14 protein-coding genes are annotated in these 14,890 nt (G+C 68.9%); 10 read left to right on the forward strand and 4 right to left on the reverse strand.

All coding sequences use genetic code 11. The annotated features are described in order from the left end of the window. Positions 1–34: 34 nt before the first annotated feature. Positions 35–1,207: a thiolase family protein gene (locus BHQ18_RS21745; RefSeq protein WP_069415715.1), complete on the forward strand. Its 1,173-nt coding sequence runs from the start codon at positions 35–37 to the stop codon at positions 1,205–1,207. A 178-nt stretch (positions 1,208–1,385) separates the two neighbouring features. Here the strand turns inward: BHQ18_RS21745 and BHQ18_RS21750 are convergent, their stop codons facing one another. From BHQ18_RS21750 to BHQ18_RS21760, 3 genes are all read right to left on the reverse strand, one after another. Continuing rightward, positions 1,386–2,369 (reverse strand): hypothetical protein, encoded by a 984-nt coding sequence (locus BHQ18_RS21750; RefSeq protein ID WP_234794264.1) that lies wholly within the window; start codon positions 2,367–2,369, stop codon positions 1,386–1,388. An 89-nt stretch (positions 2,370–2,458) separates the two neighbouring features. Further along, positions 2,459–3,658 (reverse strand): CaiB/BaiF CoA transferase family protein, encoded by a 1,200-nt coding sequence (locus BHQ18_RS21755; RefSeq protein WP_069415717.1) that lies wholly within the window; start codon positions 3,656–3,658, stop codon positions 2,459–2,461. Next, positions 3,655–4,878, reverse strand: coding sequence for an acyl-CoA dehydrogenase family protein (locus tag BHQ18_RS21760; protein ID WP_069415718.1), 1,224 nt, complete (start codon positions 4,876–4,878; stop codon positions 3,655–3,657). The genes BHQ18_RS21755 and BHQ18_RS21760 overlap by 4 nt, the downstream gene beginning before the upstream one ends. A 60-nt stretch (positions 4,879–4,938) precedes the next feature. On the opposite strand from BHQ18_RS21760, the gene BHQ18_RS21765 reads away from it, so the two are divergent. The 8 genes from BHQ18_RS21765 (at position 4,939) to BHQ18_RS21800 (ending at position 12,428) form a co-directional block, all read left to right on the forward strand. Continuing rightward, positions 4,939–5,730, forward strand: a complete 792-nt coding sequence (locus tag BHQ18_RS21765; protein ID WP_069415719.1) for an enoyl-CoA hydratase/isomerase family protein — start codon at positions 4,939–4,941, stop codon at positions 5,728–5,730. A gap of 10 nt (positions 5,731–5,740) precedes the next feature. Beyond that, positions 5,741–6,619 (forward strand): amidohydrolase family protein, encoded by an 879-nt coding sequence (locus BHQ18_RS21770; protein ID WP_069415720.1) that lies wholly within the window; start codon positions 5,741–5,743, stop codon positions 6,617–6,619. An 18-nt stretch (positions 6,620–6,637) separates the two neighbouring features. Then, positions 6,638–7,531 carry an SDR family oxidoreductase gene (locus tag BHQ18_RS21775; protein WP_069415721.1) on the forward strand — a complete coding sequence of 298 codons (894 nt, stop codon included), beginning with the start codon at positions 6,638–6,640 and terminating at the stop codon, positions 7,529–7,531. Next, complete coding sequence (locus BHQ18_RS21780) at positions 7,524–8,360, forward strand: enoyl-CoA hydratase-related protein (RefSeq protein WP_069415722.1); 837 nt, start codon at positions 7,524–7,526, stop codon at positions 8,358–8,360. Before BHQ18_RS21775 ends, BHQ18_RS21780 begins: the two co-directional genes overlap by 8 nt. Beyond that, the gene (locus tag BHQ18_RS21785; RefSeq protein ID WP_069415723.1) at positions 8,353–9,138 is read left to right on the forward strand and encodes an enoyl-CoA hydratase-related protein; all 786 of its coding nucleotides are present in this window, start codon (positions 8,353–8,355) and stop codon (positions 9,136–9,138) included. The genes BHQ18_RS21780 and BHQ18_RS21785 overlap by 8 nt, the downstream gene beginning before the upstream one ends. Beyond that, on the forward strand, positions 9,135–10,310 hold the full coding sequence (locus tag BHQ18_RS21790) for an acyl-CoA dehydrogenase family protein (protein WP_109789370.1): 1,176 nt from the start codon (positions 9,135–9,137) through the stop codon (positions 10,308–10,310). Before BHQ18_RS21785 ends, BHQ18_RS21790 begins: the two co-directional genes overlap by 4 nt. An 8-nt stretch (positions 10,311–10,318) precedes the next feature. Further along, complete coding sequence (locus BHQ18_RS21795) at positions 10,319–11,440, forward strand: acyl-CoA dehydrogenase family protein (RefSeq protein ID WP_069415724.1); 1,122 nt, start codon at positions 10,319–10,321, stop codon at positions 11,438–11,440. A gap of 109 nt (positions 11,441–11,549) precedes the next feature. Next, positions 11,550–12,428 (forward strand): hypothetical protein, encoded by an 879-nt coding sequence (locus BHQ18_RS21800; protein ID WP_069415725.1) that lies wholly within the window; start codon positions 11,550–11,552, stop codon positions 12,426–12,428. Positions 12,429–12,462: 34 nt separating this feature from the next. Here BHQ18_RS21800 and BHQ18_RS21805 read toward each other — a convergent pair whose 3' ends face one another. Further along, a complete protein-coding gene (locus BHQ18_RS21805) occupies positions 12,463–13,245 on the reverse strand; it encodes an enoyl-CoA hydratase/isomerase family protein (protein ID WP_069415762.1) in 783 nt (260 codons plus the stop codon). A gap of 57 nt (positions 13,246–13,302) precedes the next feature. On the opposite strand from BHQ18_RS21805, the gene BHQ18_RS21810 reads away from it, so the two are divergent. Beyond that, a complete protein-coding gene (locus BHQ18_RS21810) occupies positions 13,303–14,880 on the forward strand; it encodes an AMP-binding protein (protein ID WP_069415726.1) in 1,578 nt (525 codons plus the stop codon). The last annotated feature ends 10 nt before the right edge of the window (positions 14,881–14,890 follow it).

Below are 14,890 nucleotides of genomic sequence, written 5' to 3' on the forward strand. Positions count from 1 at the left end.
TTTCAAGCTGTGTGCTGCGGAGGGAAGAAGCCAGATGAGAGATGCAGTCATCGCCGCTGCGGTGAGGACGCCGATCGGCAAGCGCAACGGCGGACTGGCCGACGTGCACGCGGTCGAATTGTCGGCGTTGGTGCTCAACGAGTTGGTCAAGCGCGCAGGGGTCGAACCCGCCCTGGTCGATGACGTGCACTGGGGCAACGTCATCAGCATCGGTCAGCAGTCCGGCAATATCGGCCGGATGGCCGTGCTCGCGGCCGGCTGGCCGGAATCGGTGCCCGGCTTCACCGTCGACCGGCAGTGCGGCTCGTCGCAGCAGGCGATCTCGACCGCAGCGGCCGCAGTCATCTCCGGGCAGGCCGATGTCGTGGTCGCCGGCGGTGTCGAGATGATGTCGGGCGTGCCGATGGGCGCGGCGTCGGTGCCGGGCACCGGCGAGATGGGTGGACCCGCCGTCGACCGGTACGCGTCGGCGCTGACCGCGCCAGGCTTCAACGGCCGGTTCAACCAGGGCGCGGGCGCCGAGCTCATCGCCGAACAGTACGGGCTGTCGCGCGGCCAACTCGACGAGTACTCCGTCGAGTCGCACGAGTACGCCGCCAAGGCGCAGGACGACGGCCTGTTCGCCGACGAGACGATGGCCGTCACCACCGCGGCCGGCCAGGTCAGCGCGGACGAAGGTGTCCGGCGCGGCTCGACGGTAGAGAAGCTGGCCACCCTCAAGGCGCCCTTCGTCGAGAACGGAAAGATCACCGCCGGCAACGCATCTCAGATCTCGGACGGTGCCGCGGCGGTGCTGATCACCACCTCGCAGCGGGCGGCGGAGCTGGGGATGACGCCGATCGCCCGGGTGCACACCGCGGTCTGCGCCGGTGACGACCCGGTGAAGATGCTCACCGGTCCGATCCCGGCCACGGAGTTGGCGCTCAAGCGTTCCGGGCTGTCCATCGACGACATCAGCTTCTTCGAGGTCAACGAGGCGTTCGCGTCGGTTCCGCTGGCGTGGCAAGCCGCGACCGGTGTGTCCCGCGAAAAGCTCAACCCGCTCGGCGGGGCGATCGCGCTGGGCCACCCGCTGGGTTGCTCGGGTGCCCGGCTCGCCACGACTCTGATCCACCACCTGCGCCGCACAGGCAGCCGGTTCGGACTGCAGACCATGTGTGAGGGCGGCGGCACCGCCAACGCGACGATCTACGAACTGATCGACTGACGACTCGCGCAGACCGGAGTGCGTGTTCCGATCGGACATGTCACCCTGGGCAATCATGCATTGCGCAGACGGCTGGGTTGCTGGCGGCAGGAGGTTGCTGGACGTCCGCAGTCGGCATCACCAGACCGGCTGGTGATGCGCGGCAGCGACTGTCGCGTGCCGCGCATCACTCGACCCGTTACTGCGGCCGTCTGCGGTCGCCGTTGGCCGGCACCGTCTCACCCCACGCCATGTGCAGGGTGGGGATGCGGGTGTCGTCGACCCGGTGCATGTAACCCTCCTGCTGCGGGTTGGGCATCTTGCCCAGACCCTGCATCCGGCCCTGCGGATCCGGCTCGCAGACCCATTCGACACCGTCGATCGTGTACCTGATGCCGTCGTGCCAGTAGTTGTCCTCGGCGCGGGTGATCTCGATGTCCATGGTGCGGGCCGAGGTCACCTCGCCGTTGCTCTTGGCGGTGACCGCCACGTGGAAGTCGCGCTGCCCGAACAGGAAATGGCCGACCTCGCATTCGCCGTCGCCGTACAGGTTCGCCCAGGAGTACCAGGTCAGGTATTCGGCGTCGTGTAGCGGGTCCTTGTGGACATAGAGCTGGCCGCCCGGCGGCATCCAGGCCTCCTCCCAGAACAGGAACCCGCGGGCCGGCTTGCCGAACAGCATGCCGTCGACCTGCCAGGTGTGGCTGATGTACAGCAGCGACGACTCCGGCCCCGGCAGATACCACTGCAGCGGCGGCACCACCATGCGGCCTTCCATCTCGATCACGTCTTCCTCGACGTAGGAGAAGTCCGGGTCGGACATGTCCAGGCGCATGTGTCTGCCGTCGGCGCCGTCGGCTGACTCGTACCGTACGCCGCTGTCGCCCAGCGGTTTACGCACGATATCAGTACTCAGGACCGCACCCTTCGGTTCGCGCCGAAGCTGCAGCTGCCCCTCGGGCGTGCCGGTGCCGACGATGATCAACTTCGGCGGCAGCGACAACGCCCCGGTGCCCTGCAACGCCACCGGCGGGGCGATGCGACGCATCACCGAGTACAGCTCACCGTCCTCGTCGCGCAGCGTGCCCCAGATGTAGCCGGCCTCGCGCTGCAGGCCCAGCACAGGCTCGTCGGAGAGCAGTTCGGCGGCGTCGAACCGGCGGCCGGAGGCCAACGCGGCCAAGTTGAAACTTCCGGTGGGCGATAGCCCGGCGGCGTTCGAAAAGACCGGTCCCGCAGATGTTGTCGTCATCGTTCTCCTATTCGTGGTGGTCAGATGGCGCCGCATTCGCGAAGCGACACCACCTCATCGGGTGTCTTGCCGAGCAGAGTGGTCAGGATCTCGTCGGTGTGCTCGCCCAGCCGCGGAGGTGGGCTGATCTCGGTGCTGCGCTGGATCGGGTTGGCGATCAGGTCGATCGTGCCGGCGTCCGGATGCTCGACGGGCACCCGCATGCCCCGATGCCGGATCTGCGGGTTGTCGAACACCGCGTCCATCGAGTTGACCGGGCTGACCGGCACGTCGGCATCCTCGAGCGCCGCGATCCACTCCGCCGCGGTGCGCTGCGCGAAGATCGCATCCAGCGTCGACAGCACCAGATCTCGGTTGGCGATCCGGGCCGACACCGTCGCGAAGCGCGGATCGTCGGCGAGTTCGGGGCGGCCCAACGCGGTTGCCAGGCCCGTCCACTGCCCGGGTGTGCTCGCGACGACGAAGATGTCGGCATCGGCGCAGCGGAAGGCCTGCGACGGGATGCCGCCGAAGCCGCCGTTGCCACGCCGCGGTGCGGGCACCCCCGAGATCAGGAAGTTCTGGGCGTAGTGCGACAGCGCCGCGACCCCGCAGTCGAGCAGCGCGAGGTCGATGAACTGACCCCGGCCGGTGCTCATGTCGCGCTCGCGCAGCGCGGCGAGGATCGCCGAGGAGGCGTACAGCCCGGCCAGGATGTCGACCATCGAGACGCCGACCTTCATCGGTCCCGCACCCGGTTCGCCGTCGGGAACACCGGAGACACTCATCATCCCGCTCATCGCCTGGAACACCCCGTCGTATCCGGCGCGGTCGGCGTAGGGGCCGTCCTGGCCGAACCCGGTCACCGAGCAGTACACCAGCCGGGGGTTGACCGACTCGAGCGCCGCGTGGCCCAGCCCGTATTTGTCGAGGACTCCACGGCGGAAGTTCTCCACCAGTACGTCGGAGTGGGTGGCCAGTTCGCGGATGAGCTCGGCGCCCTGCGGCTTCGAGTGGTCGATCGTGATCGAGCGCTTGTTGCGGTTGGCGCTCAGATAGAAACCGGACTCGGTGCCGCCGTCGAGAAAGGGGGGACCGTACTGTCGGGCATCGTCGCCGACGCCCGGGCGCTCGACCTTGATGACGTCGGCGCCCATATCGCCGAGCAGTTGGGTCGCGAACGGCGCGGCGAGAATTCGGCTCAGGTCCAGAACTCGCACACCCGCCAGCGGACGGTTCATGCGCCCGCCGGTTTCGGCTCGCGCGGCAGGCCCAGCACGCGTTCGGCGATGATGTTCTTCTGGATCTCGCTGGTGCCGGCGTAGATCGTCTCGGCCCGGGCGCGGACGAACGCCCGCCGCATCCCGGCCGAGTCGTCGTCGGGGCCGTCTGACCAGGCGGTGCCCAACAGCGCGTCCTGGCCGAGGATGTCCATCGCGAGTTCGGTGAAATCCTTGTGCCACCGCGACCAGTAGTACTTGCCGATCGACGCCTCCGGCCCGAACTCGCCGTCGACCAGCGCGCGGGACAGCGAACGCATGTTGTTGTGACCCATGATCTGCAGGCCGATGTAGGAGTCGACGAGCCGGTCGCGCAGGAGGTCGTCGTCGAGCGCGCCGCGACGCTCGGCGAGGTCGCGCAGCTGGTTCATCTCCCGCACGAACGAGAACTGGTAGTTCAGCACCGAGGTGGCCCGCTCGTGTCCGAGCGTGGTCATCGCCGCCGACCAGCCCGCACCCTCGGCGCCGATCAGGTTGTCCGCCGAGGTCCTGGCGTCGTCGAAGTAGACGCTGTTGAACCCGCTGTCGCCGAGCATGGTGCGGATCGGGCGCACCTCCACCCCCGGCTGGTCGAGCGGTACCAGCAGGTAGGACAACCCGGCGTGGCGGACCGATCCGGGTTCGGTGCGCACGATCGCGAAGATCCAGTCGGCGTGGTGGGCGAACGTCGTCCAGATCTTCTCACCGGACACCACGTACTCGTCACCGTCGCGGCGTGCTCGGCAGGCCACGTCGGCCAGGTCCGATCCCGCGCCCGGCTCCGAATAGCCCTGACACCACACCACTTCCGCGCGGGCCATCGGCGGTAGCAGGCGGTCCTTCTGCTCGGGGGTGCCGTGAGCGAGCAGCGCGGGTGCCATCAGTGTCTCGCCGTGGAAGGCCGCCCGCGGCGGTGCGCCCGCGCGCGCGTACTCCATCGCGAACACGATCTCCTGGGTGAGGGTGGCCGATCGGCCGCCGTATTCGCGCGGCCAGCTCATTCCGAGCCAGCCGCCGGAAGCGAGTTCGGCCTCCCATGCCCGGCGCAGTTCCCAGTTGTCGTCGTCATCGGGTCCGCCCCGATGGGCCTGACCGACGAATTCGCCCACCAGGTGTTCCGCCAGCCACGTCCGCACCTCGTCGCGGAATTCGGTGTCGGCGGCGGACAGCGGGATGTCCGAGATGCCGTCGAGTTGAGCCACGCCTGTATCGTACAATCAGTTAACGATATAAACTAGCGGTTCCGACGGCGAGGAGTGTGAGTGGACGATCTGCTGTGGTCGGTGCGCGACGGCATCGGCACCATCACCCTCAACCGGCCAGACAGTCGAAACGCGTTCACCATGGCGATGATTCGCGAATGGGAACGGCTGCTGCGCGACGCTCGCGCCGACGACGACGTTCGGGTGATCGTGCTGACGGGGGCGGGGGACAAGGCGTTCTGCTCCGGTGTCGATCTGTCGGAGATTTCGAACGCCAACCCCGACCTGACGCCGCTGCAGCGCAAGTCGCAACTGCACGACGAGATCCACCGCGTCGCGCTCGCGCTGGAGGACCTCGACAAGCCGGTGATCGCCTCGATCAACGGTGTCGCGGTCGGGGCAGGCCTGGACATGGCGCTGATGTGCGACATGCGGGTGATGTCGACCTCGGCGCGGGTCTCCGAGGGCTACGTCAAGGTCGGCCTGACACCTGGCGACGGCGGGGCCTACTACCTGCCGAGGATCGTCGGCACGGCCAAGGCGCTGGAACTGCTGCTGACCGGTGACTTCCTCGACGCCGAGGAGGCGCTGCGCATCGGCCTGGTCAACCGCATCGCCCCGCCGGAGAGCCTCGCGGCCGAAACCGAACGGCTGGCGCGCGCGATCGCCGACCACCCGCCGGTGACCGTCCGCATGATCAAGCGGGCCACCTACCAGTCGGCCAACACCGACCTGCGCACCGCGCTGGACCTCATCTCGTCGCACTTCGCGGTGGTGGCGGCGACCGAGGATGCCGCCGAGGCGCTGAACGCGATGAAGGACAAGCGAACCCCGCAGTACCGCGGGCGTTAGGGGAACGACGTTGAGCGAGCCAGAGCGTGAGCCGGAAGTCTTTGATGCGTGGCTGAACCTGCCGTACCTGCCGGGTGAGGTGACGCCCGACCCGTCGGTGGTGGCCCGCTTCAAGCGCGGCAACAGCGCCTACGAGGGCGGCGAGACGATGGCCGACGTCGTCGCCGAGATGGACCGGCTCGGGATCGCCGGCGGGGTGCTGTCCAAGGCGCCGCGCGACATCACCCCGCCGTTCGTGCACGGCACCAAGACCGGCGAGGCCGTGCTGCGGGAGACCTGCGAACGGCTGGCCGGCTTCCAGCGCGAGTATCCCGGCCGATTCGTCACCTCGGTCGGTATCGACCCGCGACTGGGTTACGAGGCCGCCAAACACGTCCGGATCGCGGTGCGTGAGTACGGCGCCAAGTGCATCCGCATCATCCCGATGTTCACCGGCATCGCGATCGACGACAAGCTCGCCTATCCGCTCTACACCGCGGCCTGCGACGAGGGCGCGGTGGTGTCCATCAACGTCGGCGTGCCCGGGCCGATGAAACCGGCGAAACTGCAGCGCACCATCCTCGTCGACGAGGTGGCGCTGGCCTTCCCCGAACTGAAGATCGTGATGAGCCACCTCGGTGACCCGTGGATCTCCGAGACCATCGCGATGCTGATCAAACATCCGAATGTCTACGCGATGACGGCGGGTTGGGCGCCGAAGTACGTACCCGACGACGTTCTGCGGTTCGCCGAGCGGCGCAACCCCCGCAAGCTGATGTGGGCCTCGGACTACCCGATCCTGCCGCTGGACCGCACGCTGACCGAAGGCTCGGCGCTGCCGCTGACCGGCGACAGCCGGACCGGCTACCTCGGCGCCAACGCACTCGCGGTCTTCGGCCGCCCCAACTGACAGAAGGGAATTCACCACATGGGTCTGCATGACGGTCGCGTCGCGATAGTCACCGGTGCCGCCGGAGGGATCGGCCGCGAGCACGCGCTCGAGTTCGCACGCCAAGGTGCCCGCGTCGTCGTCAACGACGTCGGCCCCGCACAGGACGTCGTCGACGAGATCGTCGCCGACGGCGGCGAGGCGGTCGCCAACAACGACGACATCTCCGACTGGGACGGCGCGGGCCGGCTGATCGCCACCGCGCTCGACACCTTCGGTGAACTCCACGTGCTGGTCAACAACGCCGGAATACTGCGCGACAAGATGTTCGTCAACATGGACATCGACATGTGGGACGCGGTGATCCGGGTGCATCTGCGCGGCACGTTCGCGCCGACCAAACACGCCGTCGCCTACTGGCGCGAGCGGCACAAGGCCGGCGAGGCGGTCTCGCACCCCCGGGTGATCAACACGTCGTCGCCGTCGGGTCTGTACGGCAACGTCGGACAGTCGAATTACGGTGCGGCCAAGGCGGCGATCGCGTCGTTCACCGTCATCCTGGCCGACGAACTCGCCCGCATGGGCATCACCGTGAACGCGATCGCGCCCAGCGCTCTGACCCAGATGACCCAGGGGCTGGAGACCTACGTCGCGCGGATGCAGGAGATCAAGGAACGCACCGGCTTCGACGCCGGGTCGCCCGCCAACATCGCGCCGCTGGTCGTCTGGCTGGCCTCGGCCGAAGCCGCCGACATCACCGGCCGGGTCTTCAACGTCAAGGGCGGGGCCATCTCGGTCGCCGAGACCTGGGTCGCCGGGCCCGGCGTGGAGAAGGAAGCTCGTTGGGACCCCGAGGAACTCGGCTCGGTCATCCCCGAACTCGTGGCCAAGGCGCGGCCCAACTCCGACGGAGCCGGGAAACCCCGTGGCTGACGGAATCACCGTCGAACAGAACGGCGCCACCGCGCTGGTCTGGCTGGACCGGCCCGACCGCGGCAACGCGTTCATCACCGCCATGCAGATCGAACTGCACCGGCAACTCGAACGACTCGACGCCGACGAGGCGGTGCGCGCGATCGTCGTCACCGGGCGCGGCAGACACTTCTCCACCGGCGCGGACATGGAACCCGGCGGGTCGAACTTCGCGTTCGACGACGAACAGCACCGCCGGTCCCGCGCCGAACTCGCCGCCCGGCCGCGGCCGTGGCGGCTGCGCACCCCGGTCATCGGCGCACTGAACGGCTCGGCAGTCGGGATCGGGCTGACCTTCCCGCTGCAGTGGGACATCCGCATCGTCAACGAGTCGGCCAAGTACGGGTTCGTGTTCACCCGGCGCGGGTTGATCCCCGAACAGAACTCGCTGTGGCTGCTGCCTCGGCTCGTCGGGTTCGGCCGGGCGATGGACCTGATGCTGACCGGGCGGCTGTTCAGCGGCGCCGACGCGGCCGAGTACGGGCTGGCGATCGAGGCGCTGCCCGGCGACGACGTGCTGCCGCGTGCCCTGCAGATCGCCGACGAGATCGCGGCCAACACGTCGGCGGCGGCGGTCGGCGTCACCAAACAGTTCGCCTACGAGCTGCTCGGCGAGACCGACCGCGAGGCCGCGTTCTACCGCGAGTGGGAGGCGTTCCGCTGGTTCGGACGCCAGAGCGACGCGACCGAGGGGGTGGCGTCATTCCTCGACCGCCGCGCCCCGAATTTCACGCTGCCCAAGCATGTTTCACTACCGCAACCCGACCGTGGCTGGAGTCCTGATGAGTGAGGTGGTCTACGAGACCGACGGACAGGGGGTCGCGCTGCTGACGTTGAGCCGGCCCGAACGGCGCAACATGTGGACCGCGCAGATGGAAGCGGAGTTCTACGACAGCCTGGACCGCGCCGCCGCCGACCCCGACGCGCGCGTCGTCGTCGTCACCGGTGCCGGGAACTCGTTCGTGCCGGGTCTGGACCCCCAGGTGCTCGCCGGGCTGACCACCGGCGCCGCCTACACCAGCAACCGGCGCCCGCAGACCTACGCGAGCACCATCCCCAAACCCGTCGTCGGCGCGATCAACGGAGCCTGCGCCGGTATCGGGTTGGCGCAGGCGCTGATGTTCGACTATCGCTTCGCCGTGCGCGGCGCGAAGTTCTCCACCGCGTTCGCCAAACGCGGACTGCCCGCCGAGGACGCGACCGCGTGGACGCTCACCCGGCTGTGCGGGCCGGCGCACGCGTTCGAACTGTTGGCCAGCGGGCGCGTGTTCCTCGCCGAGGAGGCCGTGCAACTCGGTGTGGTTCAGCATCTTTCGGAGCCGGGTGAGGTGCTCGACGACGCGTTGGCGTTCGCGCGCGGGCTGGCGGCCAACGTGTCTCCGGTCGCGATGGCGATGATCAAGTCGCAGGTGTGGCGCGACAGCGAGTCGACGCTGGAGGCCGCGCGGATACGCGCCCAGTACCTGCTCAAGATCGCCAAGGAGCAACCGGACTTCGCCGAGGGCACCGCGAGCCTGACCGAGAAACGCCCACCGGCGTTCCCGCCGTACCCGGGATTGAACCTGTGATCGAGTTGATCGCCGGCGGGCAGTACGACGACTTCCGCGACGAGGTGCAGACCTGGCTGGCCGAACACCTGGTCGGCGAGTTCGCCGCGCACCGCGGAGTGGGCAGCCCCACCGACGACACCGCCTGGGATGTCCGGATCGCCTGGGAGAAGGAGCTTTCCGACGGTCGTTGGCTCGGCCTGACCTGGCCGACAGAATACGGCGGCAGAGGTGTCGGGCTCGCCGAGGAGATCATCTTCGAATACGAGTACGCCCGCGCCGCCGCGCCGGCGCGGGTCAACACCCAGGCCCTGGAGCTACTCGGGCCGACGCTGCTGGCGCACGGCTCCGACGAGCAGAAGGCCCGCTTCCTGCCGAAGATCCTCGCGGTCGAGGAGATGTGGGGACAGGGTTTCTCCGAACCCGGTGCCGGCTCGGACCTGGCCGCGGTGCGCACCAAGGCGGCACTCGACGGCGGCGAGTGGCACATCGAGGGCCAGAAGGTGTGGACCACCTTCGGTGACCGCGCCGACTGGCTGTACGTGCTGTGCCGCACCGACCCTGACGTCTCGCTGCGCCACCGCGGGTTGACGCTGCTGCTGGTGCCGGTCGACCAGCCCGGGGTGGAGATCCGGCCGATCGCGAACATCGCCGGCTCCGAGGAGTTCAGCGAGTGCTTCTTCAACGACGCAAGGACCACCGAGGACATGGTGGTCGGCGGCGTCGGAAACGGTTGGCCCGTGGTGATGTCCACGTTGAGCCGCGAACGGGGCAGCGCGCTGATGCCGATGCAGCTCAGCGTCGAACGCGAGGTCGGCGAACTGGTCGAAAAGGCCCGTCGCACCGGCGCCCTCGACGACCGCCGGCTGCGGCAGCGGCTGGTGGACGCTCTGATCGGGGTGCACATCATGCGCTCGACGAACCTGCGGGTCGTCAGCGACATGCTCGATCCGCGCACTTCCGGGTCGGCGACCACCGCGGCGGCGACCGCCAGCAAGTTGTTCGCCTCCACCCACCATCAACGGCTCGGCGAGCTGGCTGTCGAGATCGAGGGCGCGGAAGCGGTTTTCGGGGACGACGGGGAGTCGGCGCGCAAGCTCTTTCTGCTCAGCCGCGCCGAGACCATCTACGGCGGTACATCCGAGATCCAGCGCAACATCATCGCCGAGCGTGTACTCGGCCTACCCCGCTAGGAGCGATCATGTCGTTGATCACCACCGACGAGCAGGAGGCGCTGCGCGACGTGATGCGCGGCTTCCTGCAGAAGTACTCGACCGAAGCGACCGTGCGGACGGTGATGGACACCGACGCCGGATACGACCCGGACGCGTGGCGCACCGCCGCCGAACAGATCGGTGTGCAGAGCCTGACCATCCCCGAGGAGATCGGCGGCGGCGGTTACGGTTTCGCCGAACTGGCGATCGTGATGGAGGAGGCCGGCCGCACGCTGTTCCCCGCGCCGCTGCTGTCGACCGCGGTGCTGGCGACCACCGCGCTGCTGGCGGTCGACACGCCCGTCGCGCACGAGTACCTCGGCCGGATCGCCGGGGGTGAGTTGATCGCGACGGTCGCGGTCGCGGAGAAGGCGCTGCACTGGGACCCATCCGACATCGCGACGTCGGCCGACCAGGATGGCGGGGCCTGGCGGCTGACCGGGTCCAAGCCGTATGTGCTCGACGGTGCACAGGCCGGCGTCCTGCTGGTCGCGGCGCGCACGGCTGCGGGGGTGTCGCTGTTCGCGGTGGAGGCCGGCGCGCCGGGCCTGGCGGTCACGCCGCTGGAGTCGATGGACCGCACCCGTCGCTTCGCCGCGGTCGGCTTCGACGGCACACCGGCGACGCTGCTCGGCGAGGACGGCGCGGGCTGGGACGTCGTGGCGCGGGTATACGACCAGGCGTTGACGGCGCTGGCGTGCGAGCAGGTCGGCGCCGCCCAGGCCGCGCTCGACATGACCGTCGAGTACCTCAACGTGCGGCACCAGTTCGGCCGGCCGATCGGATCGTTCCAGGCGATCAAGCACCGCTGCGCGGATCTGCTGGTCGAGGTGGAGTCGGCGCGGTCGGCGGCGGCCTACGCCAGCGCGGCCGTCGCGTCCGGCGCCGACGACGCGTCCGTGGCAGCCTCGATCGCCAAGGTGTACTGCTCGCAGGCGTTCTATCACGTTGCCGCCGAATGCATTCAGATGCACGGCGGGATCGGGTTCACCTGGGAACACCCGGCCCACCTGTACTTCAAGCGCGCCAAGAGCGCGGAGGCGCTGTTCGGCTGGCCCGCCGAGCACCGCGACCGTATCGCCGGGCTGATCGGGTTGACTCCGGCCTAGCGCGAAAGCTTCCCGCGCGCCGAGTGTGAAGCTGTTGCGAAAATCCGGCCGATTTTTCGCAACAGCTTCACAGTCGCGGGTTGTCGGTGCCCGTCGGCACACTCGGGCGATGGACGTACCGTTCCTGGGCAGCGAGGCCACCGCGGCGGGTCGGCTGTCGCCGTACGAGCTGCGGAGCCGGTTCGCAGCGGTGTATCCGAACGTGTACCTGCCGAAGGGCATGGAAATCACGGCGGTAACCCGGGCCGAAGCCGCCTGGCTGTGGACCCGCCGGCAAGGGGTGGTCGCCGGACAGTCGGCGGCAGCGCTACACGGCGCCGAGTACGTGGACGCAAGTAAGCCCGCCGAACTCATTCACGACAACCGTCACCCGCCGCGGGGGATCCGGACATGGTCCTATGACCTCGCCGACGACGAGATCCGCACTGTCGGCGGGATTGTCGTCACCACGCCGGCACGCACCGCCCTGGATCTGGCGTGCGGCTACCCGATGGACCCGGCGATCGAGGCGATCGACGCGCTTGCAAACGCGACCGAACTCAAACCCGCCGATGTCGAACTGCTGGCACAGCGCTATCCCGGGCGTCGGGGTATCCGCACAGCACGTGACGTCCTGGCCCTGGTCGACGGTGGAGCGGAATCACCGCGCGAGACACGGCTGCGTCTGCTGCTGATTCGCGCCGGATACCCACCGCCGACCACGCAGATCCCGATCTTCAACGAGTTCGGTGTGCTCGTCGCCGTCGCCGACATGGGCTGGGAGGAGCTGAAGATCGCCGCCGATTACGAAGGCAGCCACCACCGCACGCCACGACATTTCAACACCGATCTGCGACGGCACGACGAGGCGACCGACCTCGGCTGGATCGACGTCCGGGTGTCGAGCCTCGACACCGAGGCCGTCATTCTGCACCGGATGGCCAAGGCCTGGCAGCGTCGCGGGCAAGAGCCGCCGACTGTGAAACCACGGCGAAAATACGGGCGATAACTCGCAACAGCTTCACGTTCGGCGCAAACGGGGCCTACTTGGCGCGCGCCTTGGCCACTGCCTCGCGGTGCTCGACCGAGCCCATGCTGTCCAGCTCACCGGTCAGCGCCGACTCGAACGCTCCCGCCAGCTGCGGGCGCAGGTACTCGTTGAGCGCGGTCTTGGTCCGCTGCAGCGCGGCCGGCGGCACCGTCGACAGGCGGTGCGCCAGGGCCATCGCCTCGGCCATCAGCTGATCACCGTCGACCACCCGGCTGGCCAACCCGAACTCGACGGCCTTCTCCGCGGGGATCCGCGAGCCCAGGAACAGGTACTCCTTGGCCCGCGACAGCCCGATCAGCGCGGGCCACACCATGCCGCCGTCACCGGGTACCAGGCCCATCCGCAGATGCGGGTCGGCCAGGAAACTGCCGTCGGCCATCAGCACCAGGTCGCACAGCAGTGCGATGCTGCAGCCCAACCCGACCGCCGGACCGTTGACCGCCGCGATCACCGGCAGCGGGCAGTTGACCATGCCGCGGATGATGGAGCGGCCCTCGTCGATGGTCTCGGCGCGCATCGCCTCGTCGTCGATGTTCTCCTGCATGTAGCCGAAGTCGCCGCCCGCGCTGAATGCCTTGCCGCTGCCGGTGACGACGACCGCGCGGGCATCGGGATCGGCGCCGAGGTGCTCCCACACCCGCGCCATGGCCTGATGCATCGGCCGGTTGGCGCCGTTGAGGTCGTCGGGGCGATTCAGCGTCACCACCCGCACCGGCCCGTCGGCGGTCACCACCACCTCGCGGTCAAACCCGTACAGCGTTTCGACTTCTTCCATGCCGCCTTCTTCCATCCCGTGACCAAGTGGTGGTAATTACTTTACGGTGTACACGAGATGGACATGACAGCCTGGCCCACCGTCGAGCCGGCCGCCGACCTCCGCGAGTGCTACCGCGCCCGCGGCTGGTGGGACGGCACCACCCTGCCGACCCTGCTCGCCGACGCGCTCATCGCGTCGGCGACCCGGACGTTTCGCGTGCACTCGCGCACCCGCCCCTTCGACGGCACGGTCGCCGACGTCACCGCACTCGCGCGCCGCGTAGCCGGCGGTCTGGCCGCGCGCGGAATCCGACCCGGTGACCCGGTCGCATTCAGCCTGCCCAACAGCGCCGAGGCCGCGGCCGTCTTCTACGGGCTGGCGCTGCTCGGCACGACGCTGGTCCCGATCGGCCACACCGCCGGATCGCGCGACCTCGCCCACTCGCTGCGGGAATCGCGAGCCAGGGCCCTGATCGTCGCCAACCACCGCGACCGGCCGTTCGACTTCGACACGCTGCCGCGGCTCGAACTCGTCGTGGCGGTCGGTGACGCGCCTCGCCCCGCCACCACGCTGGGCTTCGACGAACTGGACGGCCTGCTGACCGAACCCGCGGCCGTCGACCCCGCGCAGGTCGCGGTCATCGGCTGGACGTCGGGTACCACCGGTGCACCGAAGGGCGTTCTGCAGACCCACCGCGCGCTGTGCACCGAAACCCGCATGCACATGGCGCCGATGATGGCTGCGCGCACCCGCCCGCTGGCCAGCACGTCGCCGATCGCGCACGTCACCGGGATGCTGGTGTCGGTGCTGGTGCCCCCGCTGCTCGGCCAGCAGATCCACCTGCTCGACTACTGGGACGCCACCGAGGTGCTCGATCTGATGACCGCACAAGGACTTTCGGCCGGTACCGGGGCGCCGCTGTTCCTCACCTCGCTGCTCGACCACCCCGACTGCACGCCGCGCCACCACCAGCTCATCGAGATGAGTTCGCTCGGTGGCGCTGCCGTGCCCGCCGAACTCATCCGGCGCGCGGACGCCGTCGGCGTGACCGCGATGCGCGGATACGGCTGCACCGAGCAGCCGAGCATCGCGCTGGGCTCACGTGACGACCCCGCCGACAAGCGGGCACACACCGACGGCCGCCTGTGTGCCGGCGTCGAGGTCAGGATCGGCGACGACGGTGAGATTCTCAGCCGAGGGCCCGATTTGTTCTGCGGCTACACCGATCCCACGCTCAACGACGACGCGTTCGTCGACGGCTGGTACCGCACCGGCGACATCGGCAGACTCGACGACGACGGGTACCTGACCGTCGTCGACCGCAAGAAGGACATCGTGATCCGCGCCGGGATGAACATCAGCCCCGCCGAGGTGGAGGCGGCCATGACCTCGATGCCCGACGTGGCCGACGTCGCGGTCATCGCGGTACCCGACCCCCGGACCGGGGAGCGGGCGTGTGCGTACATCCGTCCCGCGCCGGGGCGCGAGGTGCCGACAGTCGAGCAGGTCGGCCACCACCTCAGTGCCGTCGGGCTCGCGAAATACAAATGGCCCGAGGAGATTCGCAGCCAGACCGACGACTTCCCCAGAACCCCGGCGGGCAAAGTCCGCAAGACCGAACTGCGTGCCGCGTGGGCGGCCGCCGAATGCTAGGAGAGCAACA

Source organism: Mycolicibacterium flavescens (genome assembly GCF_001722335.1).
Lineage (GTDB): Bacteria > Actinomycetota > Actinomycetes > Mycobacteriales > Mycobacteriaceae > Mycobacterium > Mycobacterium flavescens.

Bases quoted from the DNA above. Each gene is read 5' to 3' on its own strand.
- BHQ18_RS21755 (WP_069415717.1), bottom strand. From the start codon at position 3,658: ATGAACCGTCCGCTGGCGGGTGTGCGAGTTCTGGACCTGAGCCGAATT.
- BHQ18_RS21745 (WP_069415715.1), top strand. From the start codon at position 35: ATGAGAGATGCAGTCATCGCCGCTGCGGTGAGGACGCCGATCGGCAAG.
- BHQ18_RS21800 (WP_069415725.1), top strand. From the start codon at position 11,550: ATGGACGTACCGTTCCTGGGCAGCGAGGCCACCGCGGCGGGTCGGCTG.
- BHQ18_RS21785 (WP_069415723.1), top strand. From the start codon at position 8,353: ATGAGTGAGGTGGTCTACGAGACCGACGGACAGGGGGTCGCGCTGCTG.
- BHQ18_RS21810 (WP_069415726.1), top strand. From the start codon at position 13,303: ATGGACATGACAGCCTGGCCCACCGTCGAGCCGGCCGCCGACCTCCGC.
- BHQ18_RS21805 (WP_069415762.1), bottom strand. From the start codon at position 13,245: ATGGAAGAAGTCGAAACGCTGTACGGGTTTGACCGCGAGGTGGTGGTG.
- BHQ18_RS21775 (WP_069415721.1), top strand. From the start codon at position 6,638: ATGGGTCTGCATGACGGTCGCGTCGCGATAGTCACCGGTGCCGCCGGA.
- BHQ18_RS21795 (WP_069415724.1), top strand. From the start codon at position 10,319: ATGTCGTTGATCACCACCGACGAGCAGGAGGCGCTGCGCGACGTGATG.